General features: G+C 69.2%; 27 protein-coding genes. 9 read left to right on the forward strand and 18 right to left on the reverse strand.

Annotated features, from left to right (window positions below; all coding sequences use genetic code 11):
* Positions 1 to 81: 81 nt before the first annotated feature.
* Together ACYCO6_RS09575 and xoxJ are read left to right on the forward strand one after the other, a co-directional pair.
* Complete coding sequence (locus ACYCO6_RS09575) at positions 82 to 693, forward strand: c-type cytochrome, methanol metabolism-related (protein WP_459771431.1); 612 nt, start codon at positions 82 to 84, stop codon at positions 691 to 693.
* Positions 678 to 1,538, forward strand: a complete 861-nt coding sequence (gene xoxJ / locus ACYCO6_RS09580; RefSeq protein ID WP_459771434.1) for a rare earth element methanol dehydrogenase accessory protein XoxJ — start codon at positions 678 to 680, stop codon at positions 1,536 to 1,538. Before ACYCO6_RS09575 ends, xoxJ begins: the two co-directional genes overlap by 16 nt.
* A gap of 70 nt (positions 1,539 to 1,608) precedes the next feature.
* Here the strand turns inward: xoxJ and folK are convergent, their stop codons facing one another.
* From folK to ACYCO6_RS09660, 16 genes are all read right to left on the reverse strand, one after another.
* Positions 1,609 to 2,079 (reverse strand): 2-amino-4-hydroxy-6-hydroxymethyldihydropteridine diphosphokinase, encoded by a 471-nt coding sequence (gene folK / locus ACYCO6_RS09585; protein ID WP_459771437.1) that lies wholly within the window; start codon positions 2,077 to 2,079, stop codon positions 1,609 to 1,611.
* The gene (gene folB / locus ACYCO6_RS09590; RefSeq protein WP_459771439.1) at positions 2,076 to 2,453 is read right to left on the reverse strand and encodes a dihydroneopterin aldolase; all 378 of its coding nucleotides are present in this window, start codon (positions 2,451 to 2,453) and stop codon (positions 2,076 to 2,078) included. Before folB ends, folK begins: the two co-directional genes overlap by 4 nt.
* A gap of 2 nt (positions 2,454 to 2,455) precedes the next feature.
* The gene (folP, locus tag ACYCO6_RS09595; RefSeq protein ID WP_459771441.1) at positions 2,456 to 3,292 is read right to left on the reverse strand and encodes a dihydropteroate synthase; all 837 of its coding nucleotides are present in this window, start codon (positions 3,290 to 3,292) and stop codon (positions 2,456 to 2,458) included.
* An 88-nt stretch (positions 3,293 to 3,380) separates the two neighbouring features.
* Positions 3,381 to 3,743, reverse strand: a complete 363-nt coding sequence (locus ACYCO6_RS09600; protein WP_459771443.1) for a hypothetical protein — start codon at positions 3,741 to 3,743, stop codon at positions 3,381 to 3,383.
* Complete coding sequence (locus ACYCO6_RS09605; protein WP_459771445.1) at positions 3,724 to 4,434, reverse strand: hypothetical protein; 711 nt, start codon at positions 4,432 to 4,434, stop codon at positions 3,724 to 3,726. Before ACYCO6_RS09605 ends, ACYCO6_RS09600 begins: the two co-directional genes overlap by 20 nt.
* Complete coding sequence (gene pqqE, locus ACYCO6_RS09610) at positions 4,431 to 5,576, reverse strand: pyrroloquinoline quinone biosynthesis protein PqqE (RefSeq protein ID WP_459771448.1); 1,146 nt, start codon at positions 5,574 to 5,576, stop codon at positions 4,431 to 4,433. The genes ACYCO6_RS09605 and pqqE overlap by 4 nt, the downstream gene beginning before the upstream one ends.
* The gene (gene pqqC / locus ACYCO6_RS09615; protein ID WP_459771450.1) at positions 5,573 to 6,655 is read right to left on the reverse strand and encodes a pyrroloquinoline-quinone synthase PqqC; all 1,083 of its coding nucleotides are present in this window, start codon (positions 6,653 to 6,655) and stop codon (positions 5,573 to 5,575) included. The genes pqqE and pqqC overlap by 4 nt, the downstream gene beginning before the upstream one ends.
* 184 nt (positions 6,656 to 6,839) lie before the next feature.
* Complete coding sequence (gene pqqB, locus ACYCO6_RS09620; RefSeq protein ID WP_459771452.1) at positions 6,840 to 7,739, reverse strand: pyrroloquinoline quinone biosynthesis protein PqqB; 900 nt, start codon at positions 7,737 to 7,739, stop codon at positions 6,840 to 6,842.
* Between the two features lie 34 nt (positions 7,740 to 7,773).
* Entirely contained in the window at positions 7,774 to 7,863 is a 90-nt protein-coding gene (gene pqqA / locus ACYCO6_RS09625) for a pyrroloquinoline quinone precursor peptide PqqA (protein WP_007564431.1), read from the reverse strand.
* A 222-nt stretch (positions 7,864 to 8,085) separates the two neighbouring features.
* Positions 8,086 to 8,790: a response regulator transcription factor gene (locus tag ACYCO6_RS09630; RefSeq protein ID WP_459771456.1), complete on the reverse strand. Its 705-nt coding sequence runs from the start codon at positions 8,788 to 8,790 to the stop codon at positions 8,086 to 8,088.
* Positions 8,787 to 10,421 (reverse strand): sensor histidine kinase, encoded by a 1,635-nt coding sequence (locus tag ACYCO6_RS09635; RefSeq protein WP_459771458.1) that lies wholly within the window; start codon positions 10,419 to 10,421, stop codon positions 8,787 to 8,789. Before ACYCO6_RS09635 ends, ACYCO6_RS09630 begins: the two co-directional genes overlap by 4 nt.
* 66 nt (positions 10,422 to 10,487) lie before the next feature.
* Positions 10,488 to 10,694 carry a hypothetical protein gene (locus ACYCO6_RS09640; protein WP_459771460.1) on the reverse strand — a complete coding sequence of 69 codons (207 nt, stop codon included), beginning with the start codon at positions 10,692 to 10,694 and terminating at the stop codon, positions 10,488 to 10,490.
* 83 nt (positions 10,695 to 10,777) lie between these two features.
* On the reverse strand, positions 10,778 to 11,572 hold the full coding sequence (locus tag ACYCO6_RS09645) for a formylmethanofuran dehydrogenase subunit C (RefSeq protein WP_459771462.1): 795 nt from the start codon (positions 11,570 to 11,572) through the stop codon (positions 10,778 to 10,780).
* A gap of 3 nt (positions 11,573 to 11,575) precedes the next feature.
* Positions 11,576 to 12,523 (reverse strand): formylmethanofuran--tetrahydromethanopterin N-formyltransferase, encoded by a 948-nt coding sequence (gene fhcD, locus ACYCO6_RS09650; protein WP_459771464.1) that lies wholly within the window; start codon positions 12,521 to 12,523, stop codon positions 11,576 to 11,578.
* Positions 12,524 to 12,550: 27 nt separating this feature from the next.
* A complete protein-coding gene (locus ACYCO6_RS09655; protein ID WP_459771467.1) occupies positions 12,551 to 14,197 on the reverse strand; it encodes a formylmethanofuran dehydrogenase subunit A in 1,647 nt (548 codons plus the stop codon).
* Positions 14,191 to 15,270, reverse strand: a complete 1,080-nt coding sequence (locus ACYCO6_RS09660) for a formyltransferase (RefSeq protein ID WP_459771469.1) — start codon at positions 15,268 to 15,270, stop codon at positions 14,191 to 14,193. The genes ACYCO6_RS09655 and ACYCO6_RS09660 overlap by 7 nt, the downstream gene beginning before the upstream one ends.
* Positions 15,271 to 15,569: 299 nt before the next feature.
* Here ACYCO6_RS09660 and ACYCO6_RS09665 point away from each other — a divergent pair, with 299 nt between their 5' ends.
* The 7 genes from ACYCO6_RS09665 to fae all read left to right on the forward strand — a co-directional run bounded on the left by ACYCO6_RS09665 (position 15,570) and on the right by fae (position 22,347).
* Positions 15,570 to 16,547, forward strand: coding sequence for a beta-ribofuranosylaminobenzene 5'-phosphate synthase family protein (locus tag ACYCO6_RS09665; protein ID WP_459771472.1), 978 nt, complete (start codon positions 15,570 to 15,572; stop codon positions 16,545 to 16,547).
* 83 nt (positions 16,548 to 16,630) lie between these two features.
* On the forward strand, positions 16,631 to 17,524 hold the full coding sequence (locus ACYCO6_RS09670) for an NAD(P)-dependent methylenetetrahydromethanopterin dehydrogenase (protein WP_459771474.1): 894 nt from the start codon (positions 16,631 to 16,633) through the stop codon (positions 17,522 to 17,524).
* Positions 17,525 to 17,546: 22 nt separating this feature from the next.
* Complete coding sequence (locus tag ACYCO6_RS09675; protein ID WP_459771477.1) at positions 17,547 to 18,698, forward strand: ATP-grasp domain-containing protein; 1,152 nt, start codon at positions 17,547 to 17,549, stop codon at positions 18,696 to 18,698.
* A complete protein-coding gene (mch, locus tag ACYCO6_RS09680; RefSeq protein WP_459771479.1) occupies positions 18,695 to 19,669 on the forward strand; it encodes a methenyltetrahydromethanopterin cyclohydrolase in 975 nt (324 codons plus the stop codon). Before ACYCO6_RS09675 ends, mch begins: the two co-directional genes overlap by 4 nt.
* A 188-nt stretch (positions 19,670 to 19,857) precedes the next feature.
* On the forward strand, positions 19,858 to 20,766 hold the full coding sequence (locus ACYCO6_RS09685; protein ID WP_459771481.1) for an ATP-grasp domain-containing protein: 909 nt from the start codon (positions 19,858 to 19,860) through the stop codon (positions 20,764 to 20,766).
* Entirely contained in the window at positions 20,763 to 21,596 is an 834-nt protein-coding gene (locus tag ACYCO6_RS09690) for a triphosphoribosyl-dephospho-CoA synthase (protein WP_459771483.1), read from the forward strand. Before ACYCO6_RS09685 ends, ACYCO6_RS09690 begins: the two co-directional genes overlap by 4 nt.
* A 238-nt stretch (positions 21,597 to 21,834) precedes the next feature.
* A complete protein-coding gene (fae, locus tag ACYCO6_RS09695; protein ID WP_459771486.1) occupies positions 21,835 to 22,347 on the forward strand; it encodes a 5,6,7,8-tetrahydromethanopterin hydro-lyase in 513 nt (170 codons plus the stop codon).
* Between the two features lie 528 nt (positions 22,348 to 22,875).
* Here the strand turns inward: fae and groL are convergent.
* Together groL and groES are read right to left on the reverse strand one after the other, a co-directional pair.
* Positions 22,876 to 24,516, reverse strand: a complete 1,641-nt coding sequence (gene groL / locus ACYCO6_RS09700; RefSeq protein ID WP_459771488.1) for a chaperonin GroEL — start codon at positions 24,514 to 24,516, stop codon at positions 22,876 to 22,878.
* 71 nt (positions 24,517 to 24,587) lie between these two features.
* Positions 24,588 to 24,878, reverse strand: a complete 291-nt coding sequence (groES, locus tag ACYCO6_RS09705; protein WP_459771490.1) for a co-chaperone GroES — start codon at positions 24,876 to 24,878, stop codon at positions 24,588 to 24,590.
* Positions 24,879 to 24,944 lie beyond the last annotated feature (66 nt).

Raw genomic sequence — 24,944 nt, forward strand, 5'->3', positions numbered from 1 at the left:
GCATCCTTGTGATTAGACTTTCTCGCAAGGGGCTGCGGCTCGGAGGGAGCCGGAGAGCCTCGATCCAGGGAGACACATGCGTTGCTCAACCTCAGCAAGATCGTAACGCGGCCGGTTATCGCCGCCCTCGCCCTAGCGACCGTCTCCGCGGTTGCCGTACATGCTGAGGATGCCAAGCCCGCCGATCCCGCCCTCGCCAACTCGCTCAATGCGAATGACAAGACTGCAGAGCAGGACCCCAAGCTGCTGAAGCAGGATGCCGCCGTGAAGGTCGAGGACGGCAAGTATCTGGATGCCGACGGGCATCCGACGTTCCACGTTACCCAGGACGGCAAGAAGCTCGACTGGTACTCCTACTCCGGCTACCGCCGCTATCACGCCGAGTGCCACGTCTGCCACGGCCCGGACGGCATGGGCTCGACCTACGCGCCGGCGCTCAAGGATTCGCTGAAGCACCTCTCCTACGAAGAGTTCATCGGCATCCTCGTCGGCGGCAAGCAGGACGTAAACGCCGCCGAGCAGAAGGTCATGCCGGCCTTCGGCGACAACAAGAACGTCATGTGCTACTCGGACGACCTGTACGTCTACCTCAAGGCGCGCGCCGCCGGAGCTATCGGGCGGATTCGTCCCTCCGAGCACGAGGACAAGCCTGAGGCCGCCAAGAAGGCCGAGAAGGAATGCATGGGCGGCTGATGTCGTCTTTTGCCCGGATCGCCGTCCTCTGCGTCCTGTCTCTGACCGGGGCGCAGGGGGCTCTCGCCCAGCATCTGCCGGATACGGTCACCACGGACGTGCTGCGCGTCTGCGGCGACCCGGGCAACATGCCGTTCTCCGAGCGCAAGGAGGACGGCTTCGAGAACAAGATCGCAGCCATCATCGCCGATGAGCTGAAGGTCAAGGTCCGCTATTATTGGTTGACTCAAGGTCCCGGTTTCGTGCGCAACACGCTCGGCACCGGACTGTGTGACCTGATCATGGGTCAGGCCTTCGGCAGCGACCTCGTTCAGACCACCAATCCTTATTACCGCTCCGCCTACACGTTGGTCACCCGCGCGGGCGAGTTCGATGGCGTGACGGCCCTCGATGACCCGCGCCTGAAGGGCAAAAGCATCGGCGTGATCGCCGGGACGCCTCCGGTGAACCGGATGGGTGAACTCGGCCTCGTCTCGACCATGAAGGCCTACGCGCCCTACCAGCTCGACCCGTCCCGCAAGTACCAGACGGTCGCTGCCGAGATCATCGCGGCGCTCGCCGGCAAGGAGATCGACGCCGCTGTGCTCTGGGGTCCGGCCGCCGGTTGGCTCGCCAAGCAGTCGGGCACCCCGATGGTCGTCGTGCCGCTGCTCAAGGAGCCGGAGCGGCCGCCGATGGCCTACCGGATCGCCATGGGGGTGCGGATCGGTGAGAACGACTGGAAGCGCACGCTCAATACCGTTCTGCGCAAGCACAAAGCCGACATCGACAAGGTGCTGCGCGACTACGACGTTCCGCTCCTCGATGAGGAAGAGAACAAGCTGGCCCAGCCCGGCGAGCGCTGAAGTCGACCTCGAGGCGCTTCAGGGCCTGGGTGCCAGGAATGACAGTGCTCCAGCCTAAGCTCGGGCGGCCTCAGGCCCGCTCGATGCCGGTGCGATCCAGCTTCGCCAACGCATCCACGACGCGCTCGCCGCCGATGACGAGATCGGGCGCGATCTCGGCGAGAGGCACCAGCACGAAGGCCCGCTCACGGACAAAACGGTGCGGCAACACGAGGCGCGCGTCATCCACGGAAGCACCCTCGTAAGACAAGACATCGATGTCGATCACGCGCGGTCCCCAGCGCTCTTCGCGGATGCGACCGAGATCGTGTTCCACCGTCAGGCACGCGTCGAGCAGACCGTGCGGATCGAGCTCGGTATCGACCGCGACGGCACCGTTGAGAAACCAGGGCTGGTCGGTCTTGCCCCAGGGCGGCGTACGGTAATCGGCCGAGCGCGCCACCACGGTGATGCCGGGCGTCGCAGCAAGCCCCGCAATCGCCCGGTCCAGCATAGCCGCCATGTCGCCGATATTGCTGCCGATCCCGAGATAGGCCCTCATGCGCGCGCTCCCCGGCGCCGCGTGATCTCGACGCTGACCCCCTCCAGAATCGCCGGGACCGGCGCGCTCGGCTTGTCGACGCGCACCCCGATTGCTTCCACCGGCGGGAAGCGTTCCAGGATCTCGGCCGCGATGGCCTCAGCCAGGGCCTCGATCAGGTTGAACCGCCTCTCGCTGGCGATCGCGCAGGCGATCTGCGTCAGGTCGGCGTAGCTCACGGTTCCGGCGACGTCGTCCGAGCGTCCCGCCTCGCGCAAGTCGAGGCGCGCTTCGAGGGAGATGTAGAAGCGCTGGCCGAGCACGGCCTCCTCGGGCAGCAGGCCGTGCCGCCCGAACACGGCGATCCGTGTGACCCGGATCAAATCCCCGTCCATGATTACCGCCCCTCCGGCCGCATCACGGCATCCACGACCCGCATGGCGTCGATATGGGCAGCCACGTCATGCACGCGCACGATGTCGGCGCCGAGCGTCGCCGCCAGGGCATGCGCGGCGATGGAGCCGTAGAGACGGTCCGCCGGTCGGGTCTCACGATCGTGCAGCCGCCCGAGGAGCGACTTCCGGGAGACGCCCACCAGGACCGGAAAGCCGAGGGCGCGGATCTCCGGGAGCCGGCGGAGGGCCTCCAGATGCTGCGCCCAGGTCTTGCCGAAGCCCACGCCCGGATCGAGCACGATATCGGCGTCCTTGATGCCGGCACGATGCGCGATGGCGAGAGAGCGCTCGAAAAAGGCCAGCATATCGGCAACGATGTCGCGTTCGGCGTCGATCGTCTCGCGGTTGTGCATGATCACGACGGGCGCGCCGTGCGCAGCCGCCACCGCGGCGATGTCGGGCTCGCGCTGGAGCCCCCAGACATCGTTGACGATCCTGGCGCCGGCTTCCAGCGCCGCGCGGGCTGTGGACGCCTTGTAGGTGTCGATGGAGATCGGGACAGACAGGCGAGGGGCAACCGCACGGATGACCGGAAGGACGCGCGCCTGCTCCTCCTCGGCCGGAACCGGGACGTGTCCGGGCCGCGTCGACTCGCCGCCCACGTCGAGGATCGCCGCGCCCTCGGCGACAAGCCGCTCGGCCTGCGCCACGGCCGCGGCTTCGCCCGAGAACAGGCCGCCATCGGAGAACGAGTCGGGCGTGACGTTGAGAATGCCCATGACCAGCGTGCGCCCTCCGAGTTCGGGCAGCAGGTCAGACAGGCCAGAGGAGGGGATCACGGATCGGGTCTCGTTCGCCAGCGCGGTCGGGGACCCGGTGTGCTTGAATCGCGAGGCCGGCGCAACGGCGGCCGGCCTCGTCTCACGATCAGCCGTGGTAGCAGCGGATTTCCGCCTCGGCCTGCGCGCGCCGGAGTTCCGCGACCTTGTCGTCGAAGACCTTGGTCGACTTGAACTCGTTGGCGCGGTTGCCGATGCCCTGGCGCATCGACAGGATCGTGCTCGCCTGGACGTACTTGTCGTAGGGCAGGATCGCGGCAAGCTGGTCGAGCGAGCAGGAGCATTTCTGCAGGCTGTCGCGGGTCTGGCCGTTGGCCGCCATACAGCCGAAGACGTAATCGACCCGCGCGTCGGTCGGATAGTCGTTCTCCTCAGCGGCCCAGCCGGCCATCCCCGACAGCGTCAGGGCGAGGACGGCCAGCGCGCCGCGTTCAGCCAGCCTTCTGATCATAGTTCAGCTTCTCCTCAAGCAGTTCGCCGCCATCCTGGCTCTTCGACGACGCCTCGATTGAGACGATCTCGCCCGGGACGGACGGTGCGGTGACGAAGGTGTAGGTCAGGTCATCCATGCCGCGCATCCGCTGCGCCATCGGATCGCCCTCGAACGGCTTGGTGACGACGCGCCAGCCGTCGACTTCGCGGCCGCCGAAGCTCACCTTGGTGGGCGTCACGGTGGCGCGCTCGCGCAGGCCACGGCGGATCGCGAGCTTCAGGTAGCGCGGGTTCGCCTCGAGCACCTTGGCCAGCGCGCGGAGGTGGTTCTCAAGGAACAGCGACACCATCGGATTGCCCGACATGTCCTCGAAGGGGCCGGCGGGCACGCGGTTCAGACCGGAGAACATCGTCACGGTGATGTCGCGCGCCTCCGGGCTCTTGCCGGGCTCGAGCTTGAGCGTGACCGTGTCCTCCAGAGGCGCCCCGAACAGACCCTTCGAGATGCCGGAGCGGCGCAGATAGTCGTACGTGATGGTCGAGCCCGGCGCCGTGTTCTTCATGTGCGGCTGGTCGAACAGCAGATCGGCCGCCCGCGGTGGCGCTACGGCGTTCGCCTGGGTGACGGTGGCGGGTTTCGCTGCGTCCTCGGCAAGAGCCGGCAGCGCGGCCAGCACCAGCGCGATGGCGGTCGTAGCAAGAACTCTCACGAGTGGACTTCCTCCTTGAACGGCGACCGAACGTTGCTGCCGATCGTCCGATAGACGTAGTCGGGCGGGTTCTCGGCCGCCTCCTCGACGGCGAGAGCGCGCACTTTGGCGTGGAGCGGGGAGAGGGAGCAGGCCGGATCGGTGGCCGCAGCATCGCCGGCAAGCGCCAGCGCCTGGCAACGGCAGCCACCCCAATCCTTCTCCCGTCGGTCGCAGGACCGGCAGGGCTCCTTCATCCAGTCCGTGCCCCGGTAAGCCGTGAAGGCCGGCGAGTCGCGCCAGATCTCGCCGAGGGAATGGTCGTTGACGTTCCAGAACTCAAGACCCGGGATCGTCTCGGCCGCGTGGCACGGCAGGACCTTGCCCTGCGGCGTCACGTTCATCAGCTTGCGGCCCCAGCCGCCCGCGCAAGCCTTCGGGTACTTCGCGTAGTAATCCGGCACCACAAGGTCGATGACGAGTTGGCCCTTGAGACGCTCGCGCGCCGCCTCGACGATGCGGATCGATTCGTCCACCTGCGCCTTGTTGGGCATCAGCGCGGCACGATTGACGTAGGCCCAGCCGTAATACTGCGTGTGCGCCACTTCGAGCCGCTTGGCGCCCATCTCAACCGCGAGATCGATGAAGTCCGCGACCTCATGGATGTTGCCGCGGTGGATCACCGCATTCAGCGTCAGGGGCAGCCCGAGCTCCACCACCTTTGCGGCGAACTCGAATTTCTGCGGCTGCGCGTTCTTCAATCCCCCGATCTTCTCCGCATTCTGCGCGTCGACGCCCTGCACCGAGAGCTGAACGTGATCGAGGCCGACATCGTAGAGGGCCTGCAGCTTCGCGAGTGCCCCGCCGACCCCGGATGTGATCAGGTTGGAGTACAGGCCGAGATCCGCGCAGGTCTTGGCGATCTCGACGATGTCGTTGCGCGCCGTCGGCTCGCCGCCCGACAGGTGCACGTGGAGGACACCGAGGCCGGCAGCCTCCTTGAGGACACGCTGCCACGTCGCCGTATCGAGCTCGCCCGAGCGGCGGTCGAGTTCCAGTGGGTTGGAGCAGTAGGGGCAGCGCAGCGGGCACCGATGGGTCAGCTCGGCGAGCAGGCCCACCGGAGCCGGCGCTTCGGGCCGGTTCGGTGTCAGCGCGTTCATCGCTCAAGAACTCGTTTTTCGGCGAGGCCGTCGAGCATCGTCAGGATGTCGGCCTCGATGGCACGCGGGTCGGCCGCGTAGGTCTTGCCCAGCTCGTCGGCGATCTCGGAAACGCTGCGCGAGCCGTCCACGAGCTTGAGCACCGCGACCGCGTTGTCGTCGAGGTCGAAGGTGCGCTCCGGAGCGAGCAGGACGTACTTGCCGCGCGTCTCGTCGTTGCGCAGCCGCACGCCGCGCGGCAGGCGCGGACGGTCACCGGCCGCCATCTTGCCGGTGCCACCCGTCCGAGCTGGTGCCGCCTCGGCAACGAGGCCCTCGCCGGGTCGCCAGGCGTCCGGGGGAACCATGCCGGGCGCCACGTAGGCGAAGTACAGGGCGTCGAGCTGCGTCCAGAGGACGTTGCACTTGAAGGTCAGAGCCGCCATCGCCTTGCGCTGCAGATCCGGGGTAGTCGCGTGCTGCTTCACGTAATCGAGGGCGAAATCGGCATCGCGCGGCGCCTGGGTGAGGCGCTTGTCGAAATAGGCGAGCGTCTCCTTGGTGATGAAGTCATAATTCTTCAGCATACCGGCGACGCGCTCGGAGATGATCGTCGGCGAAAACATCTCGGTCAGCGACGAGGCGATCGCCTCGAGCAGGCTCTTCTCCGAGACAAAATGGACGTAGGCCTCCACCGAGAACTTGGTGGCTGAAAGAATGCCGCGGGTCGACAGCACGTAGTCCCGGTCGAAACCGACGCCCTCGGCGAGCTTCAGCCAGCGCTCGATCCCGCCGTCGCCATCGTGGTCGCCGTCGTGATCGACGATGCGCTGGCGCCAGATCCGCCGCAGCGACGCGTCGGTCATCCGGGCGAGCACCGCCGCATCCTTCACGGGGATCATCGCCTGGTAATAGTAGCGGTTCAGCGCCCAGGCCCGGACCTGATCCTTCGACAGCTTGCCATCGTGCAGCAGCCGGTGGAACGGATGCAGGTTGTGGTACCGGCGCGCGCCGATATCGCGCAGCGCCGCTTCCAACTCGTCAGGGCTCAGGAGACGCTGGCTGTCGGCGGTGTCGGGGGTCGGGAAGACTGCGTTCATGGCGTTTCCGGCGTCCGTTCTCGGGTCGCGTTTCCTGTATCCTGATCCCGCCCTCGTCCTCGGGGCGACTGTCGGGCCTCAGGAACGATATAGTGCTGGCCAGCCCGGCACCCAACCGCCGGTCCCGGCTGCGGGGGCCGGCGGTCGGGCCCCAACCCCCAAGATCCCCTGCGGCAAAAGCGTTCTAAAGCGACAGGCTCAGACCATCGTGAGCCACGGTCCAGCCGGCGGCCTCGACGTCGGCCCGTTCGGGCGAGCCCTCGACCAGCACCGGATTGGTGTTGTTGATGTGCACGAAGATGCGCTGTCCGATCGGCACGCCGGCGAGGGCGTCGATTGAGCCGTTCTCCCCGCGCATCGGAACGTGCCCCATGCGCCAACCGGTCTTCGTGCCGACGCCGGCGCGGATCATGTCGTCGTCATGCAGGACGGTGCCGTCGAACAGGAGCGCGTCCACACCGGTGATCCGATCCCGCAGGCCGTTCGTTACCCGCGCGCAGCCAGGAATATAGGCGAGGCGACGCCCGCCGGCCTCGATCAGCGCGCCGACCGTGGTTTCGGTCTCGGCGCCGATCTCCATGGTCTCGTCCTCGAGCCAGAGCGGCACCTTGCCGGGGACAGGAAAAAGGGTGACCGACAGGCCGGGCAGGGGCTCGAACCGTTCGCCCATGCCGATCGACTGCCGGGCAACCACGCCCTCCGCCATCACGTCGAAGACGCGGTTCGCGTTCACGGAGTCGAGGATGCCGCGGGTCGCGTAGAGGGTGTAGGGCTGACCTTCGCGCAGGGTCAGAAGACCCGCGACGTGATCGACATCGCCGTTGGTCAGGAGCACGGCCCGGATGGGCGAATGGCGCAGGCCTTCGCGGGGGTGCATCTGCGGATTGTCGAAAAGCTGCTGCCGGATGTCCGGCGAGGCGTTGATCAGCAGCCAATCCGACCCGTCCGCGGAAACCGCGATGCTCGACTGGGTCCGGGGCCGCACCCGGTCCGGCTCGGACCGCGCCAGCGTGCAATTGGGGCAGCGGCAATTCCACTGTGGAAGGCCGCCGCCAGCCGCGGAACCGAGGATCACGATGCGCATGGTGCGGCTCCCGCGATCCCCGGCCCTCGGAAACTCAGTTGAAGGTGTCGATCTCGGCTGACTCGTAGCTCGTCACTTCCATGCCGACGCAGATCTCGGACACGACGGGGGCAGCCCACTTCATGGTGTTTCTCCTTGGCGGTATCCTCACCGAGTGTCGCGAGGTTCCTAAGAAGACCCTAAGACACTGATGGCGCTCTCATTTCCGGCGCAGAACCGGTATCGACGATTCAGCTGCGCTCTTCAAGCACTAAGTTGCCGGATCCTCCCAAATTTTTTGCGAGACACTGCCTAAACGCCCAGAAACCATCGAGAAACGCCGTTGCTTCGACTTAAGTATAGTTTGTCACTGACGAAAGTCGGGGCCGCGAAGCTCGAGCATGAACCCCTTTCCGCGCACGGTGACCAATCCCGGCCCGCCGTAGCGGACGAAATCGGCCATCTTCGAGCGCAGATAGCCGATGTAGACGTCGACGACGTTGAGCGACAGGCCACCCTGGCTCGCCCAGAGCCTGTCGAAGATCTCGGCGCGGGAAACCGGCTTGCCTATGCTCTCCATCAGCATGCCAAGGAGATCCGCCTCGCGGGGAGTGAGCCGGGCACTGGCCTCGCCGCAACTGGCCTGGCGGGTGTCGAGGTCGAGCATCAGCTTGCCCACAGTGATGCGCGAGCGCGGCGCCTCTGCCTGTTCGCGGCGCATCAGGTGCGTGCGCAGCCGCGCGACCAATTCGTCGAACTCGAACGGCTTGACGATGTAGTCGTCGGCGCCCATCGCCAGACCTTCGGCACGGTCGCGGATCTCGTCCCGGGCGGAGAGGAACAGGATCGGGCCGGGGAACCCGCCCTCGCGCAGCGACCGGCAGACGTCGTGACCGGAACCATCGGGCAGGTTGATGTCGAGGAGCACCGCCCCGGGCGCCGGATCGTGCGCGGCCTTGAGAGCCTCGTCCACGCAGGCCGCCGTGCCGACCTCGAATCCTTCCGCCTCCAGACCCCGGGCCAGAAGGCCCCGGATGTCGATATCGTCCTCGACGATCAGGATCCGCGTCATGCAGCCGGCTCCCTCACCTGCGCGTTGCCGGCCGCGTCCCCGGCCGTGCTCCCTTCCCATGCCGGATCGTACGCCGGGATGTCCAGGCTGACGCGGGCGCCGCAGCCCCCGGCACCCGTGCCGAGCCGGATCGTGCCGCCGTGCTGCTCGACGATCCAGCGCGCCAGGGCGAGGCCAATCCCGAACCCGGTCTCGTCCGGGCCGGCGCCCTTGCCGCGCCGGAACCGCTCGAACAGGTCGGCCTCGGACGCGCCGAATCCCGGCCCGTCATCGGTCACGGTGATCCGCCCGACTGGCCCCGGACCGGCCGACAGCGCAACCTCGACCCGGGTCAAGCCGGTGGCGTGCCGCAGGGCATTGTCCACGAGGCTCTCGACGGTCTGCCGGATCCACTCGCGGTCGGCGAGGCACTCGACGTCCCGGGTTCCGGGATCGAGGGTGAGTGCGACCCGGCGGCGGGCGGCCTCCGAAGCCATGTTGTCGACCGCTTCCGACAAGACCAGGGCGAGCCCGAGCGGCCGCTTGTCGAACTCGATCTCGCCCGTTTCGGAGCGGGCGACGCGCAGGAGATCCTCGACACGCAGCTTCAGGCGCTGCGCGCGCTTCTTGATCGTGGCGAAGATCGGCGCCGGATCAGCCCCGCGGGACGCGCCGCGCAGGGCGAGGTCGCATTCACCGAGGATCACGGTGAGCGGCGTCCGCAACTCGTGGCTGACATCGGCGAAGAAGCGCCGCCGGGATTGGTCGACGGCCTCAAGGCGGGCATTGGCGGCGCGCAGATCCGCCGTCCGGGCCGCTACGGTATCCTCCAGAGCCGCACGATCCGCCGCCACCCGGGACTCGCGCCGGGCGAGGCGGGCGGCCATGCGGTTGACGTTGGTCATCAGCAGGCCGAGTTCGTCGCGGGTCGCTACGGAGAGGCGCGTGTCGAGGGCGCCATGCCCGATGGCGCTCGCCGCCCGCCGAACCTCCTCGATCCGCGCCAGGGTCGGCCGGGTGACGCCGCGATAGAGGATCGCCAGCAGGACGAGGGCCGCCGCCACCGCGGCGGCGGCGGCAACGCGCAGGCGCACCGAGAGCGCGCGGGCCTGCTCGGAGCCCAGCGCCATACTGCGCCGCTCCGCCTCGATGAGGAACGAGAGCGGCTGGCCGGTCATGGCACCGAACCCGTTGAGAGCGCCCTTGATGGCGTCCTGACGCTTCTCGGGATCGGTCTGGCGGCTGATCAGCGCCACCTGCCGGTCGAGGATGGCCCGGGCGGCCCTCAGCTGCGCCATGGGGCGCGTCCGTGCCGCGTACTGCATCCGGTCGGCGGGATCGTCACTCGGTGGGAAACTCTTCGCCAGTGCCTCGTCCACGGTGGTCAGGGCGCGATCCGCATTGTCGCGGGCGATCCCCATCGCTTCGGGCTGGCCGTCAGGATTGCCAACGGTCTCGACGGCCGCGAGGCCGAACTGGGTGAGACGGCCGGACAGCTCAGCGAGCAGCTCCAGCCGACGCTGGGCCTCCAGGGTGCGGTCGACGGTGCGCTCGGCCGCCCCGATCGCCGTGAGCGCGGCCACGGCCGCCAGCATCACCACGATGGCAGTGCCGCCGAGCAGCAGCGCGAAGCGGACCTTCAGCGAGCGCATCGTTCCCGTCCCGCTCTCAACGCGGTCCCGAGCATGTCACTGCCCGGATGCGGAGCCAAGGCGCCGTCACAGGTCCTTCGGCAGGCTGCCCTTGGCGGCGCAGCGCCAGCGTTCCACGTGCCATTCGGGATGCGCGGCCTGCCAGGTCGCCAGCGCGCTCTGCGAGTTGCGCAGGCACACGAAAGGACTGGAATTCTCGTAGGACATCTCGATCCGGTCCTCGCGGCAGGTCGAGGGCTGGGCGACGAGGCAGATTGACAACAGCAGCAGCATGGGTGCCTCCCCGGGCTGCCGGCCTCGCTCGGGCCGGCTTCGGCCAAGCATATGATGCCCTGACCGGCCGTGCCCAGGCGGCGTCAGGACGCGACCCAGATCTCCCCCTTGGCGATGGTAGCGAGATCGCCGGAGTAGCGACGCAGCGGCCGGCCGAGGAGCTCGGCGTGCTCGGCGCTGAGACCGCGCAGGACCTTGGTCAGCAGGCGCAGGAACACGAGGTCGTGCGAGCCGGTCTCCACGAAAGTCGGGGCCAGCCGCCCGTGTGCGCCGACGACGAGCGTGCCGCGGCGCATGCCCAAGCCCGGATGATCGCCGACCGTGAGCGCCGCCAAGGTTCCGGCGATCATGCGCGCGCCGGCGAACGCACCGGCGCGCCCGGCCACGATCGTTCCGCGGCGCATCCGGTCGCCGAGATAGTCCCCCGCCGTGCCCCGGATGATCAGCGTCGCCCCGTCGAGCCCTGCCTTGGCGGCGTAGACGGCACCGCCGGCGTGGTCACCCGCGTCACCTTCGATGGTGATGATGCCGCCGGTGGCACCCGCTGCCGCGTAGGGACCGGCATGGCCTGCTACCGTCAGTCTTCCGCCGACCATGCCGGCGCCGAGGCGCTGGCCGACATCGCCGGTCACGCGGATCGCGCCCTCCGACAGGGCCGCACCCACGCGGTCGAGGCGCTCGTGGCCGCCCTCGATGGTCAGCGAGTTCGAACCGTCGAGGGAGACGGAGAAGCAGTCGCCGAGGCATACGCCAGTCCGGCTCGTCCCGACCTCCAGGCGCTCGGCTTCGGCCTTGGACAGGCGGCTCAGCGCCAGGGGATTGATGTTGAGGAAGTCGAGCCGCTCAGGCGGCGTCGCGCGCAGGGTGAGGGTGCTCAACGCTCAGCCCTCCGACTTGGAGTCGTTTCGCGCGATCAGGTCGCGCAGGTGATAGTGGTGGCGGCCCAGATTGCCGCCGTAATTGCCGGCCGTGACGGCGATCAGCCCGTGCTTGCCGCCAACCTCGGTGGCCGCATGGAGGCCGGCCCGCATCGAATCGGACACACCCTGCGAGGTGAGAGCGTCGATCACGATTTCCAGGACCACTCCGCATTCGGCCGGCAGCGCCGAGCCGGCGCGTCCCTTCAGGGTGGGGCAGTAAGCGTCGTTGGTGGATGCCATCATGCCCTTGGTCCGGCCGCCGACCTTGGACCCGGATCGCACGATGCCGCCGGGGAACGGCAGGATCGCGCCGGGCACCGCCTTGGCGGCTTCCACGGCGATCTCGGCGACCTTCAGCGTCTCCGCATGGTTGCGGCCGAGGAACAGCAGGTTGCCGCCGCCGACCGCACCGTCGACGGCCCGGACGGAGTCCTCGCACAGGAACTCGCCGTCCATCACCGGGATGCGCCAGTAGCGCCGGGCCTTGCCGGCGGCATCGGGTAGGCGCTTGGCCACCGCGAAACCGTCGCCGAAGTAGCGGATCGCGCCGCCGAGCTTGATCTTAGTGGGACCGCCGACGCCCGCGTAGCAGGCCGTGCCCGGACAGGTGAGAATGCACTGTCCGACACGCTTGATCAGCTGATCCTTGAGGCCGTTCGGCTCGAACCCGAACAGCAGGATGCGCACGCCCGGACGCCCATCCGGAGTCTCCTCCGGTGACAGTTCGGCATCGATCCCGGCCTCGGCGCCGCAGCCGATGACCGATGTGGCGAAGCCCGTCATCGTGGTCGCGGCGATCATCGCCCATTTGGCGGTGTCGTTGGTGACGATGATGGCGGTGCCGGCCACGTCGAACGCTTCCGCGAAGGTGTCGACGACCCGGATGCCGTTGAGGGAGAGGTCAGACATTGGTTCTTCCGCGGCTCGCCCCGCTGATCACGCCCGGCATGCAACGTCCTCGAAGATCTCCGCGCCTCCGCCGAAGGCCGCGTCCGGCACGGCGAAGCTGCCGAGGCCCTCGCCGAAGCGGTCGGTGAGATAGGCGTCGGCGCGCTTCGCCATCGCCCGATCGGATTCGACCGAAAGTGCCAGCGTCCGGCCGGAGCGCCACTCGACCACCTCGCCGTCCTCGATGATCGGCACGCCGTCCTTGAGGACAAGCTTGGCGGCCGTGAACATCGCGGTCCGGTCGGTGTCGTCGCGGTAGACCGCCACGTCCGCTCGGGCGCCGGGCCGCAGGTGTCCGCGGTCGGTGAGTCCCAGAAGCTTGGCCGGTCCCGACCGGGTCATCTGGGCGATCTCCGACAGTGTATACTCGCGCTCCAGGCTCGGCAGGCTCGAGCGCTCGCCCACGATGCCTGGCAGCGTCGCGATCTCGCGGTCGCGCTCAGCCTTATCCATGAGGAGATGGATGATGCGGGGATATTGCGTGAACGGACCGCCGTTCGGGTGGTCCGTGGTCAGGATCGTCCGCTCCGGGTCGGTGGAGAGCAGCATGATCTCCAGACCGATTGCCCATTGCAGCGAGCTGGTCGGGCCGCGAGGCCGGTACAGGAACGGCACCACGCCGCCGCCCTCCGCGTCGCCGGCGTTCAGCACCCACTTCTTCGGCTTGGCGCCTTTCCGGCCCGCGAATTGGCGGAGGATGTCGAGGGAGACAGTGACGGTCTGCCCGAAGACCACCTGCCCGATATCGAGAGTGGCGTTCGGATTGTCGGTGATCGCTCGGGCGATACGCTCCGCAGCCGAGCGGAAGCCACCGGTCCCGGGATTCGCCGGATCGACCGCGCCGTAAGCGTAGAACTGCGCGTGGGCGAAGTGGATTCGCCGGCCTTCGGCCGCCTCCAGCGTCGCCATGAACGACTCGTCCGCGCCGGGCAGGCCCAGATTGTTGCAATGGACGTGCAGCGGGTGCGGGACGCCGATCTCCTCCACCGCGTCGAGCAGCGAGCCCATGATCTGACGCGTGGTGAGCCCGTAGCACGGGATCTCCTCGTCGATGGACAGGCGGAGGAATCCGTCCTTGAAGGCGGAGGCGCCACCCGCATTGATGCATTTCACGCCGAGCCCGCGCGATTCGGCGAGCGTGAGCGCCACCAAGTCGCGAACCGCGTTCCCGCCCTCGCGGTCACGGAGCATCTGGAGCAGCTGGTCGTCGTTGCCCATCACGGTCAGCGCGCCGCGGTCCAGCAGCGGGATGTCGGCGAGTTCGAGCTGTGTCCCCAGAGCGTGGGTCGGCGGCATCGCCGGCTCGACCGCGGTGGTGTAGCCCATCCGCGCATAAGTCGACCCGATCCAGGCCGCGGCCCCGCCCGCATGCGCGAAGGGATGCCCCTCTGGCGCGGTCTCGCTCACGTAGAGGTCGGGCAGGAGCAGGCGCGAGGTGATGACGTTGCCGCCGGCGATATGTGAATGCACCTCGACGCCGCCGGCCATCACCACGCAGCCTGCCGCGTCAATCACCCGGTCGGGTTCACGGCCCGGCGGATCGATCACGCGGCCGTCCTCGATCCAGACGTCACCGACGGCATCGCGGGACGCGGTCGGATCGACGACGCGCCCGCCCCGGATCACGCTCAGCATGCGGACTCACTCCTCGACGCGGCTTGGCCGGCGATCAGGCGCTCCTTGAGGGCGCCCAGCACCGATGCGGCCGACGGCCGGTCGGACGGCGCCGAAGCCGGCCAGTAGGTCATCGCGGCGCGCTGCTCGTTCCACAGGACGCCACCGTGGTCGCGGCCAGGCTGACCGACCGCGATCACCACGTCGGCAGCGCCAGCCTCTGCGTCCGCGATCAGGCTGACGGACGGCACGGACGAAAGCCATGCCGGCCGGTCGACCGGCATGGACGCGAGCCACAGGACGGCATCGGCCTCGCCGGCGGCGACCTGCCGAGCGGCGTCGAAGCGCCACGGATCATGCTCCGGCACCCGGCGCCCGAAGCCGCTGCGCGGAGCCTGGCCGGTCATCCAGGCAGAGACCGGCACGACGGCCCGGTCCTGCCCCGCCCGCCCGACGGGAAGCGTGAAGCAGCGCGTCGTCTCGCTCAGCTCCATGGCGAGGCCCTGGAGCATCTCGACACCGAGCTCGCCGATCTCGGCGGGATCGTAGAGCAGGACGCCGTACCGCCCCTCGGCGAGACGCTTGGCGATCTGCGACGGAAGCGTGTCGCCCGCCAAGTGGCCGCGGGTGTAGGCCCGCAGCTCGGCAAGTCCCTCCAGCAGACCGCCTTCGGCCGGCCAAGCCAGCGACACGGAGGTGCCGCCAACGTTCGCGCCGATGGAAAGGATGGCACGATCCGCACCGGCGGCGCGCCCGCGCGACGGCTTGGAATCCGCCAGCCGCTTCAAGAGCTGCGCCTGCCAGGGTGCGGCGCCGACGGCCAGCACCGTGTCGGCGCGCCCGACCGCCTCGGCCGGCGTCGTCGTCATGCCGCCGATCCGGCTGAGCGATCCGAGTTCGGCGTAGGTCGACGCGGCTCCGGCGGTGTCGATCGACGCACCGATTCGACCCGCGAGATCAAAGGCCGCGCGAATTGCGGCGACGTCCGCGCTCAGACCGGCGATGACCGGCGAGCGCGCTTTGGCGAGCAGGGATGCGGCCGCCTCGATGGCGGTGTCCGCGTCCGTCGCGCCACCTTTCACCCAGGCTGCCATGCTCCCTCTCGCAACGTTCTTGCTTGGCTTCGGAGCGGGCGACGGCCGTAAGACCGGACGAAGCGGGTACGCCCAATGGAAGGGCTCCCCCACCGAATCGGAATGGCTCATCCGCCCGGCGAGTTCCGGGCAGGCGGCAAACTCGGCACGCCGTCGCGGATCATAGGTTTGCATTCATCCGCGCACCGCGGCAAGGGGGTTCGGCCGATCGACCTCACGATCCCGTTGCCCCGGCGGCACGCGGCGTGGGAAAAGCGCGCCGATCAGGCGGCCCGCCGGCGGGTTTCGAGGGAGTTGGCGTGGGCGAGGTCCCCAAACGGAACGATGTGGCGCCTGAGGGCCTCGTGCGGGTCGAGGCGCCGGCGCGGCTGCATTTCGGCTTCCTGGACCTCCACGGCGGTCTCGGCCGGCGTTTCGGCAGCATCGGCCTCGCCATTGACGAGCCGTCCCTGGCGCTGACCGCCCGTCGGTCGGCGCGGCTCTCCGTCGAAGGCCCGGAGGCCGAGCGCGTGCGCGGCTACGTCGGCGCTGCCGCCGCCCATCTCGGAAGCGGCGCAGGCGTATCCATCCAGGTCGAGCGCGCGATCCCGGCCCATGCCGGCTTCGGCTCCGGGACGCAGCTCGCTTTGGCAGTGGCGGCCGCCATGGCGCGCCTGAACGGGTCACGCTTCGCGGCCGACGCGTTCTCCGCCACCCTCGACCGGGGCAACCGATCGGGCGTCGGCCTCTGTGCCTTCACCGAAGGGGGCCTGATCGTCGACGGCGGCCGCGGACCGGACGGCGGACCGCCCCCGGTCATCGCCAGGCTGCCCTATCCCGAGGCATGGCGGGTCGTGCTCATCCTCGATCCGAGCATGGCCGGTGTGCACGGAACGCGCGAGGTGGAGGCGTTTCGCGATCTTCCGCGCTTCCCCGAATCTCAGGCGGCCGAGATCTGCCGGATCGTGCTGATGCAGGTTCTGCCCGCCGTCGCCCTTGCCGATCCGCAAGGCTTCGGGGCCGGGATCACGCGGATTCAAGACCTGATTGGCGATCACTTCGCGCCCCACCAGGGCGGCCGCTACGCGAGCGGAGCGGTGGCGCAGGCGCTGGCCAATGCCGCCGCCCAGGGCGTGCCCGGCTACGGCCAATCCTCCTGGGGGCCCACCGGCTTCGTGCTGATGCCCTCCGAAGGCGAGGCGCGCGCCCTGGTGAGAAGCCTGGATCGCGGCAGCACGCTCCGGTTCCTCGTCGCGCGCGGCCGAAATGCCGGCGCCGCGGTCACCGGACCGGACTGAGCCCGCATCCGCGGACTTGACCCAGGACACCGCTCCGGGTTTGGACGGGGCAGGCGCATTGGACGCGCGCCGCAGAGGACGCCATGGCCCGCTCGATCCTCCACATGCTGACGCCGCTCCGGCACATGAGCCCGTTCGATGTGAACATGGCCGTGGATGCCGGCTTCGAGACGGTGGTGACCTACACCGAGGTCAGTCTCGCCGATGTGGTGTCGCTGACGCAGGATTCGATCTTCTCGCGCGCACCGGCCGACGGGACCCGCACCGGGATCTTCATCGGCGGCAAGAACGCCGAGGACGCGCTCGACATGGTCGACCGCGCCAAGAAGGCCTTCGTGCCGCCCTTCGTGAACCATGTCTTCGCCGATCCGGCGGGCTCGTTCACCACCGGCGCCGCCATGGTGGCGCAGGTCTCCCGCGCGCTGCGGCAGAAATTCAACACCGATCTTACCGGCAAGCGCATCGTGATCTTCGGCGGTGCCGGCGTCGTCGCCTACGTGGCGGCGGTGATCGGCGCGCTCCAAGGGGCGACAACCGTCTTGGTCGGCCATGACGGCGAGGAGCGGGTCTCGAAGATCGCCTTCACGATGAAGTGGCGCTTCGGCATCGAGGTTGGCTCGGTCGACGGCACCACGCCCGAGGATCGCCGCGCCGCCATCCGGGACGCCGACGTGATCCTCTCGGCCGGCCCGGCCGGCATCCCGATCCTCTCGGCGGACGACCTGAAATCGGCACCGAAGCTCCTCGTCGCCTCGGACGTGAACGCCGTACCGCCCGCCGGCATCGCGGGGATCGACGTCAACGCGGTGGACGTGCCCCTGCCCACCGGCCAGGGCGTGGGTATCGGCGCGCTGGCGGTCGGCAACGTCAAGTACCAGACGCAGCGGCGCCTGTTCGACCGGATGCTCGCCTCCGACACGCCCCTCTGCCTCGATTTCCGCGACGCCTACGAGCTCGCGGTGGAGATCGCCGGCTAGGTCGCTCCCGGACCGGATTCCAATGGCGGATGCGGTCCTGATTGCCGCCCAGGCCGGGCGCGCCCTGGCCGAGGCGGCGCGGCGCGCCGGACTTCGCCCCTACGTCGCCGATCTGTTCGGCGATTCCGACACCCTGGCTCTCGCCGAGGCCTACAGGCCACTTCCCGGCCGGTTCGGCACCGCCCCCGCCTCGGACGCCACCCTGGCGGCGCTTGACGACCTCGCCGCGCGGGCCGGGAGCCCGGTCGGCCTCGTCCTGGGCAGCGGCTTCGAAGACGCGCCCGGCCTGATCGGCCGCCTCGCCGCGCGGCACCGGCTGATCGGCGCGTCGGCCGGGACCGTCGCCGCCCTCAAGGATCCTCCGGCCTTCGCGGCCCTGTGCGCGCGCCTCGGCGTGCCGCATCCCGCCGTGGCGATCGACCCGCCGCCGGATCCGGCGGCCTGGCTGCTCAAGCGGGAAGGGGGCTCCGGCGGCAGCCACATTCGGCCGGCTACCCGGTCGCCCGCGCCGCCGGGCCATTATTTCCAGGCGCGCGTGCCGGGGCGGCCGCATGCCCTGAACTTCCTCGCCGACGGACGCACGATCCGCATCCTCGCGCTCACCGAGCAATGGTGCGCGCCGTCGCCGATCCGCCCGTTCCGCTACGCGGGGGCCCTGGCCCGCGGCGCCGGAGAAGCCCCGGTGCTTCCCGCTCACGTCGTCGAGGCCGTCGCCGCCGGGACCGAGCAGATCGTCGCCGCGACCGGTCTTCGCGGCCTCGCCAGCGCCGACCTGCTGGTCCACGGGACCGACTGGTGGCTCACCGAGATCAATCCGAGGCCCGGCGCGACGCTCGACATCCTCGACCGGCGCGGGACGCCGCTGCTCGCTTCCCACATCGCCGCCTGTCTCGGCACGATGCCGGATCCCGGCGTGCACCCGGCGGGTGCGGCGGCCGCGCAGATCTGTTACGCCGACCGTGAGCTTGCGCCTGTGCCGGACCTCGATTGGCCGGACTGCGTGCGCGACCGTCCGTGCCGCGGCTCGGTGGTCCGCCGCGACGCGCCGCTCTGCACGGTGCTGGCCGAAGGCGCGGACCGGGCGGAGGTGCTCGCCCTGTTGGAAACGCGGACGGCACACCTGCGGGCCGACCGCGCGGCGAAGAAAACACACCCCGAGGAAGCCCCGTTATGAGTGCCAGCCAATCCTATCCCAGCATCAACGCGCTCTCAGGCCCCCTGGTCGAGCGGCTCGTGGCCGACGCCGCGACGCTGCGGCTCTCCGTGTCGCAGGCCGCCGGCGGCGCCCGCATGGTCGATGCCGGCGCGCAGGCGAGGGGCTCGATCGAGGCCGGGCGGCGCATCGCCGAGATCTGCCTCGGCGGTCTCGGCACCGTCACCATCGCGCCGAGCGGGCCGATCGCGTCCTGGCCCTACTCGGTGACGGTGCACGCCGCCGATCCGGTTCTCGCCTGCCTGGGCAGCCAGTATGCGGGCTGGAGCCTCGCCGACGAGACCGGTGATTCCGGCTTCTTCGCCCTCGGCTCGGGCCCGGGCCGCGCTGTGGCGGCCGTCGAGGACCTGTACCAGGAGCTCGGCTTTCGCGATTCCGCCACCAAGACCACCCTGGTGCTGGAAGCGGCGGGCGGCCCGCCCGAGAGCGTCGTCGCCAAGGTCGCCGAGGCGTCCGGGCTGCGGCCCGAGGACCTGACCTTCATCTTCGCCCCGACCCAGAGCCTCGCCGGTTCCACCCAGGTGGTGGCCCGCGTCCTGGAGGTCGCCCTGCACAAGGCGCACACGGTCGGCTTCGACCTGCACGCGATCGTGGACGGCATCGGCTCGGCGCCGCTCTCGCCGCCGCACCCGGATTTCATCAAGGCGATGGGCCGGACCAACGACGCGATCATCTATGGCGGGCGGGTCCAGCTCTTCGTCGACGCCGACGATGCCGACGCCAGGCAGCTCGCCGAGCAGCTGCCATCCACCACGTCGAGCGACCACGGCGCTCCCTTCGCCGACATCTTCGCGCGGGTGAACGGCGACTTCTACAAGATCGACGGCGCCCTGTTCTCGCCGGCCGAGGCGATCGTCACGTCGGTGCGCTCGGGCGCCACCTATCGGGGCGGCCGCCTGGAGCCGACGCTCGTGGACGCGTCCTTCGCCTGAGGAGGCGCGCTTGCCGCGCTCAAGGTCTACGGCCCTCCCCGGAGTCGGGACCACCTGCTGAGCCGATTGTAGGGAGCAAGACTGCCCCCCCTCTCCTCGGGAGAGGGGTCCGCGCCCGACGCATTCAGCGGCATCAATCCCCGGCCCGCCTCTGAAGGCGGGCCTCTCCCGTGACGATCAGGAACCCCATGCACATCGGGCTCGCGGCCGATAACGGCAACTGGCACAAGAACCGGCTGTTGGCGGCACTCCAGGCGCAGGGCGTCGAGCCGGTGCTGTTCTCCCTGTCCGACGTCGCCGTCGTGACGGGCGGCGGCGAACCCCTGCGGGTACCGGGCTTTCCGGACTCGCTGCCGGACGGCGTGCTGATGCGGACCATCGCGGGCGGCACCTTCGAGGCCACGACGATGCGGCTCGGGGTCCTGCACGCTCTGGTCGGCGCGGGCGTCACGGTCTGGAACGCGCCCACCGCCATCGAGCGCTCCGTGGACAAGGCGGCGACCTCGCTGCTCATCGCCCGGGCAGGCCTGCCAACTCCGGCCACCTGGGTGTTCTCCAAGCGCGAAGCCGCCGCGTCCCTGGTTGCGGCCGAGGCGCGGCCGGGCGCGCCCCTCGTGCTCAAGCCGCTCTTCGGCTCGCAGGGAGAGGGGCTCGCGTTGATCGAGCGCCCGGAGGATCTCCCCGACGAAGAGGCGGTGGCGCGGGTCTACTATCTCCAGCGCTACGTTCCGCGCCGGGACGGATTGTGGCGCGACTACCGGGTCTTTGTCTGCGACGGACGGGCGATCGCCGGCATGATCCGCGAGGGCGACGGCTGGATCACCAACGTTCACCGGGGCGGCCGCCCGCTGCCGTGGGCGATGCCACGCGCCGCTGCCGAGCTCGCCGAGGCGGCGGCCGGTGCCGTAGGGGTCGATTATTCTGGCGTCGACCTCGTCGAGGATGGAGAGGGCGGGTTCTCCATCCTGGAGGTCAACTCCATGCCGGCTTGGTCGGGCCTTCAGACCGTGTGCGAGACCGACATCGCCACCGCGGTGGTCCGCGGTTTCCTCGCCGCCGTCCGCGGCGCCAGCCGCCCCCGGCTCGTCGTGGCATGACCGGCCTAGACCCGGCGCTGATCGGAACGCTCTATCGGGCCGCCTGCCTCGCGGAGCTCGATGCCCTTAAGCCGGGCAACGTCCATGCCTTCGCGGCGGGCCACCGGATGGTAGTGGCAGATTTCGTGGCCAGCGCCGATGTCTCCGCGCCGGCCCTGGCGGAGGCGGGAGCGGGCATCGGCAGGCGCATCCGCGAAGGCGTCGCCGCGACCATGGTGGCGGTGGGTCAGAACACCAATCTCGGCATCCTGCTGCTCTGCGCGCCCCTGGCCGCCGCCGCCGAGCGGGATCAACCGATCGCGTCGGTATTGCGCAGCCTCGATCGGAGCGATGCCGAGGGCGTCTTCACCGCGATCCGGCGCGCCAATCCCGGCGGCCTCGGGCGTGCCGGCCGCCACGACGTCGCCGCCGCCGCACCTGAATCCCTTCTGGATGCGATGGCGGAAGCCGCCGACCGGGACCGCATCGCACGGGCCTACGTGACCGACTTCGCAGACGTGCCAGGTATCGGCCTTGCGACCCTGGCCGAGGCGCGCGCGAAGGGCCTCGATCCGTCTTGGTGCACGACCGCGATCCACTTGGCCTATCTGCGATCGGTGCCGGACAGCCACGTCGCGCGCAAGGCGGGTGCGGTCGCGGCCGAAGCGCTCCGTCAGGAAGCCGAGGCGACGCTGGCCGGGCTCGACCTTGCAGACCGGCCGGTCGAGACGCTCCTCGCGCTCGATACGTCGCTGAAGGCGCGCGGGCTCAACCCCGGAACGAGTGCGGATTTCACGGTCGCGACCCTGTTCTGGGACGCGCTCGCGGCCGCTGGCGCTGCCTTGGCCTGAACCGAGCACAGGTTCCGGTCTTTCCCGGCGCAGAGGGACAGAAATTCCTTCGGGGCAGGGCGTTGCGCGGGTTGTGAGCCGCAGGGCCCCGCTGTAGGGTCCGCCGCGCTGTCCGGCCCAACCGGCTCGGCTCATCCGGCTCGGCCGGCATGGTCGGGCGCCGATAACAAGGATGGCTTCCCGGCCGCGGCATCGCCCGGCGCGCGGCTCTATTTCGGAATCCAGGGAGAGACACCGAATGGCGAAGATCACCAAGGTTCAGGTCGGCGAAGCACTCGTCGGCGACGGCAACGAGGTTGCCCACATCGACCTCATCATCGGACCGCGCGGTTCGCCGGCCGAGACGGCTTTCTGCAACGGCCTGGTCAACAACAAGCACGGCTTCACCAGCCTGCTCGCGGTCATCGCGCCGAACCTGCCGTGCAAGCCGAATACCCTGATGTTCAACAAGGTCACCATCAACGACGCCCGTCAGGCCGTCCAGATGTTCGGCCCGGCCCAGCACGGCGTTGCGAAGGCCGTTCAGGACTGCGTCGCCGAGGGCATCATCCCGGCTGACGAGGCCGACGACCTGTACATCCTGGTCGGCGTGTTCATCCACTGGGAGGCGGCGGACGACGCCAAGATCCAGAAGTACAACTACGAGGCGACCAAGCTGTCGATCCAGCGCGCCGTCAACGGCGAGCCGAAGGCTTCGACCGTCACCGAGCAGCGCAACTCGGCCCAGCACCCCTTCGCCGCCAACGCTTAGATCGGGGACGGTCCTGGGCAGAGCGCGCCTCCGCCCGCACCGCGGGGCCTGCTCCAGCGACTGGCCTCGATCTTCCTAGGCCGATAGGAACAACCACGAACGGGACGGCGAAAGCCGTCCCGTTTTCTTTTGGGCACAGGGGCTGGTCGCCGTGCACCAAGACCCCTCAGCGGGCGAGATGCCCTCTCCCGGAAAGCGGGGCGATCGCAGTCGAACAATGATGTTCTGCTGAGCGAGCGTCTTCGCTCCCGCGCCGTAATCCCGGAACCCCGCCGGCGAGCCCGGCCGCGAACGGGCAGGTAGAGGCGGGCATCCGGGAACCGCTGTCGGTCCGGTCTCTCGCGCGTCGGCGGCTCTCGATCCCGGCCCCTATTGCGCGGCTCCGAGATGACAGTGCGGGTCAGACTGCCCGAGCGATCCAGAGGACGCGATACACGACGAGAGGGCTCTCCGCGGAGCGGCGCGCCCAAAAGAAAAGGGGCCGCCTCTCGGCGACCCCCTTCCTCCGTCTCGATGGATGGCGCGGACTTAGAAGTCCATGCCGCCCATGCCGCCGCCCGGCATCGCCGGAGCAGGGCTGTCCTTCTTCGGCGCGTCGGCGACCATCGCCTCGGTGGTCACCAGCAGGCCGGCCACGGACGCGGCGTCCTGCAGGGCGGTGCGCACCACCTTGGCCGGGTCGACGATGCCGGCCTGGATCATGTCGACGTACTCTTCGGTCTGGGCGTTGAAGCCGAAGGTCTCCGAGGAGGTGTTGTCGGTGATCTTGCCGACCACGATCGAGCCCTCCACGCCCGCGTTCTGGGCGATCTGGCGGATCGGCGCCTCAAGCGCCTTCAGCACGATCTTGATGCCGGCCTGCACGTCCGGAACGTCGGACTTCAGCTCGGAAACCGCCTTCTTGGCCCGCAGCAGCGCGGTGCCGCCGCCCGGGACGATGCCTTCCTCGACCGCCGCGCGGGTGGCGTTGAGGGCGTCGTCGACGCGGTCCTTCTTCTCCTTCACCTCGACCTCGGTCGCACCGCCGACGCGGATCACCGCGACGCCACCGGCGAGCTTGGCCAGACGCTCCTGCAGCTTCTCCCGGTCGTAGTCCGAGGTGGTCTCCTCGATCTGCGCCTTGATCTGCGCGATGCGGCCCTCGATGTCGGACTTCTCGCCGACGCCGTCGATGATCGTGGTGTTCTCCTTCTCGATGCGCACGCGCTTGGCGCGACCGAGCATGGGGAGCGTCACGTTCTCGAGCTTGATGCCGAGATCCTCGGCGATCATCTGGCCCTTGGTCAGGATCGCGATGTCCTCGAGCATCGCCTTGCGGCGGTCACCGAAGCCCGGCGCCTTGACGGCCGCGACCTTCAGGCCGCCGCGCAGCTTGTTGACCACCAGGGTGGCGAGCGCCTCGCCCTCGATGTCCTCGGCGATGATCAGCAGCGGCTTGCCGGTCTGAACAACCGCCTCGAGCACCGGCAGCATGGCCTGGAGCGAGGAGAGCTTCTTCTCGTGGATGAGGATGTAGGGATCCTCGAGCTCGGCGACCATCTTCTCCGCGTTCGTGATGAAGTACGGGGAGAGGTAGCCGCGGTCGAACTGCATGCCCTCGACGACGTCGAGCTCGGTCTCGGCCGTCTTGGCCTCCTCGACCGTGATGACGCCCTCGTTGCCCACCTTCTGCATGGCGTGGGCGATCATCTCGCCGATCTCCTTGTCGCCGTTGGCGGAGATCGTGCCGACCTGGGCGACCTCGTCGGAGGTCGAGACCTTCTTGGCGCGCGAGGTGATGTCCTTCACGGCGGCCTGCGTGGCGAGGTCGATGCCGCGCTTCAGGTCCATCGGGTTGATGCCGGCGGCGACGTACTTGGCGCCCTCGCGGACGATGGCCTGGGCCAGCACGGTCGCAGTGGTGGTGCCGTCACCGGCGATGTCGTTGGTCTTCGAGGCCACTTCGCGCACCATCTGGGCGCCCATGTTCTCGAACTTGTCGGCGAGCTCGATCTCCTTGGCGACCGTCACACCGTCCTTGGTGATGCGCGGGGCGCCGAAGCTCTTCTCGATCACGACGTTGCGGCCCTTCGGGCCGAGCGTCACCTTCACCGCGTCGGCGAGGATGTCGACGCCGCGCAGCATCTTGTCACGCGCGTCGGCGGAGAAACGAACGTCTTTCGCTGCCATTGTGTGCCTCTTGTCGTAGGGTTGGACCCCAAGGCCCTGACGGCCTCAAAGGGCGGGGAGGGGTGATCCGATCAGGCGGCGACGACGCCCATGATGTCGGATTCCTTCATGATCAGGAGATCCTGACCGTCGATCTTGACCTCGGTGCCGGACCACTTGCCGAACAGCACGCGGTCGCCGGCCTTCACGTCGAGCGCGTTGACGCGGCCCTGCTCGTCGCGGGCGCCGGGACCGACGGCGACGACCTCGCCCTCCTGCGGCTTCTCCTTGGCGGTGTCCGGGATGATGATGCCGCCCTTGGTCTTCTCCTCGCTCTCGATGCGACGGACGACCACGCGGTCGTGCAGCGGACGGAACTTCATGAGCTGCCCTCTTGCTTCAGGTCTGGAGTTGGCGTTGATGCGGCCGGCGGGACCGCTGGCGAACCC

It is taken from the genome of Methylobacterium sp. CM6257, from assembly GCF_054611515.1.

Bases quoted from the DNA above. Each gene is read 5' to 3' on its own strand.
- xoxJ (WP_459771434.1), top strand. From the start codon at position 678: ATGCATGGGCGGCTGATGTCGTCTTTTGCCCGGATCGCCGTCCTCTGC.
- folK (WP_459771437.1), bottom strand. From the start codon at position 2,079: ATGAGGGCCTATCTCGGGATCGGCAGCAATATCGGCGACATGGCGGCT.
- folB (WP_459771439.1), bottom strand. From the start codon at position 2,453: ATGGACGGGGATTTGATCCGGGTCACACGGATCGCCGTGTTCGGGCGG.
- ACYCO6_RS09600 (WP_459771443.1), bottom strand. From the start codon at position 3,743: ATGATCAGAAGGCTGGCTGAACGCGGCGCGCTGGCCGTCCTCGCCCTG.
- pqqE (WP_459771448.1), bottom strand. From the start codon at position 5,576: ATGAACGCGCTGACACCGAACCGGCCCGAAGCGCCGGCTCCGGTGGGC.
- pqqC (WP_459771450.1), bottom strand. From the start codon at position 6,655: ATGAACGCAGTCTTCCCGACCCCCGACACCGCCGACAGCCAGCGTCTC.
- pqqB (WP_459771452.1), bottom strand. From the start codon at position 7,739: ATGCGCATCGTGATCCTCGGTTCCGCGGCTGGCGGCGGCCTTCCACAG.
- pqqA (WP_007564431.1), bottom strand. From the start codon at position 7,863: ATGAAGTGGGCTGCCCCCGTCGTGTCCGAGATCTGCGTCGGCATGGAA.
- ACYCO6_RS09630 (WP_459771456.1), bottom strand. From the start codon at position 8,790: ATGACGCGGATCCTGATCGTCGAGGACGATATCGACATCCGGGGCCTT.
- ACYCO6_RS09635 (WP_459771458.1), bottom strand. From the start codon at position 10,421: ATGCGCTCGCTGAAGGTCCGCTTCGCGCTGCTGCTCGGCGGCACTGCC.
- ACYCO6_RS09640 (WP_459771460.1), bottom strand. From the start codon at position 10,694: ATGCTGCTGCTGTTGTCAATCTGCCTCGTCGCCCAGCCCTCGACCTGC.
- fhcD (WP_459771464.1), bottom strand. From the start codon at position 12,523: ATGTCTGACCTCTCCCTCAACGGCATCCGGGTCGTCGACACCTTCGCG.
- ACYCO6_RS09655 (WP_459771467.1), bottom strand. From the start codon at position 14,197: ATGCTGAGCGTGATCCGGGGCGGGCGCGTCGTCGATCCGACCGCGTCC.
- ACYCO6_RS09660 (WP_459771469.1), bottom strand. From the start codon at position 15,270: ATGGCAGCCTGGGTGAAAGGTGGCGCGACGGACGCGGACACCGCCATC.
- ACYCO6_RS09670 (WP_459771474.1), top strand. From the start codon at position 16,631: ATGGCCCGCTCGATCCTCCACATGCTGACGCCGCTCCGGCACATGAGC.
- ACYCO6_RS09675 (WP_459771477.1), top strand. From the start codon at position 17,547: ATGGCGGATGCGGTCCTGATTGCCGCCCAGGCCGGGCGCGCCCTGGCC.
- mch (WP_459771479.1), top strand. From the start codon at position 18,695: ATGAGTGCCAGCCAATCCTATCCCAGCATCAACGCGCTCTCAGGCCCC.
- ACYCO6_RS09685 (WP_459771481.1), top strand. From the start codon at position 19,858: ATGCACATCGGGCTCGCGGCCGATAACGGCAACTGGCACAAGAACCGG.
- ACYCO6_RS09690 (WP_459771483.1), top strand. From the start codon at position 20,763: ATGACCGGCCTAGACCCGGCGCTGATCGGAACGCTCTATCGGGCCGCC.
- fae (WP_459771486.1), top strand. From the start codon at position 21,835: ATGGCGAAGATCACCAAGGTTCAGGTCGGCGAAGCACTCGTCGGCGAC.
- groL (WP_459771488.1), bottom strand. From the start codon at position 24,516: ATGGCAGCGAAAGACGTTCGTTTCTCCGCCGACGCGCGTGACAAGATG.
- groES (WP_459771490.1), bottom strand. From the start codon at position 24,878: ATGAAGTTCCGTCCGCTGCACGACCGCGTGGTCGTCCGTCGCATCGAG.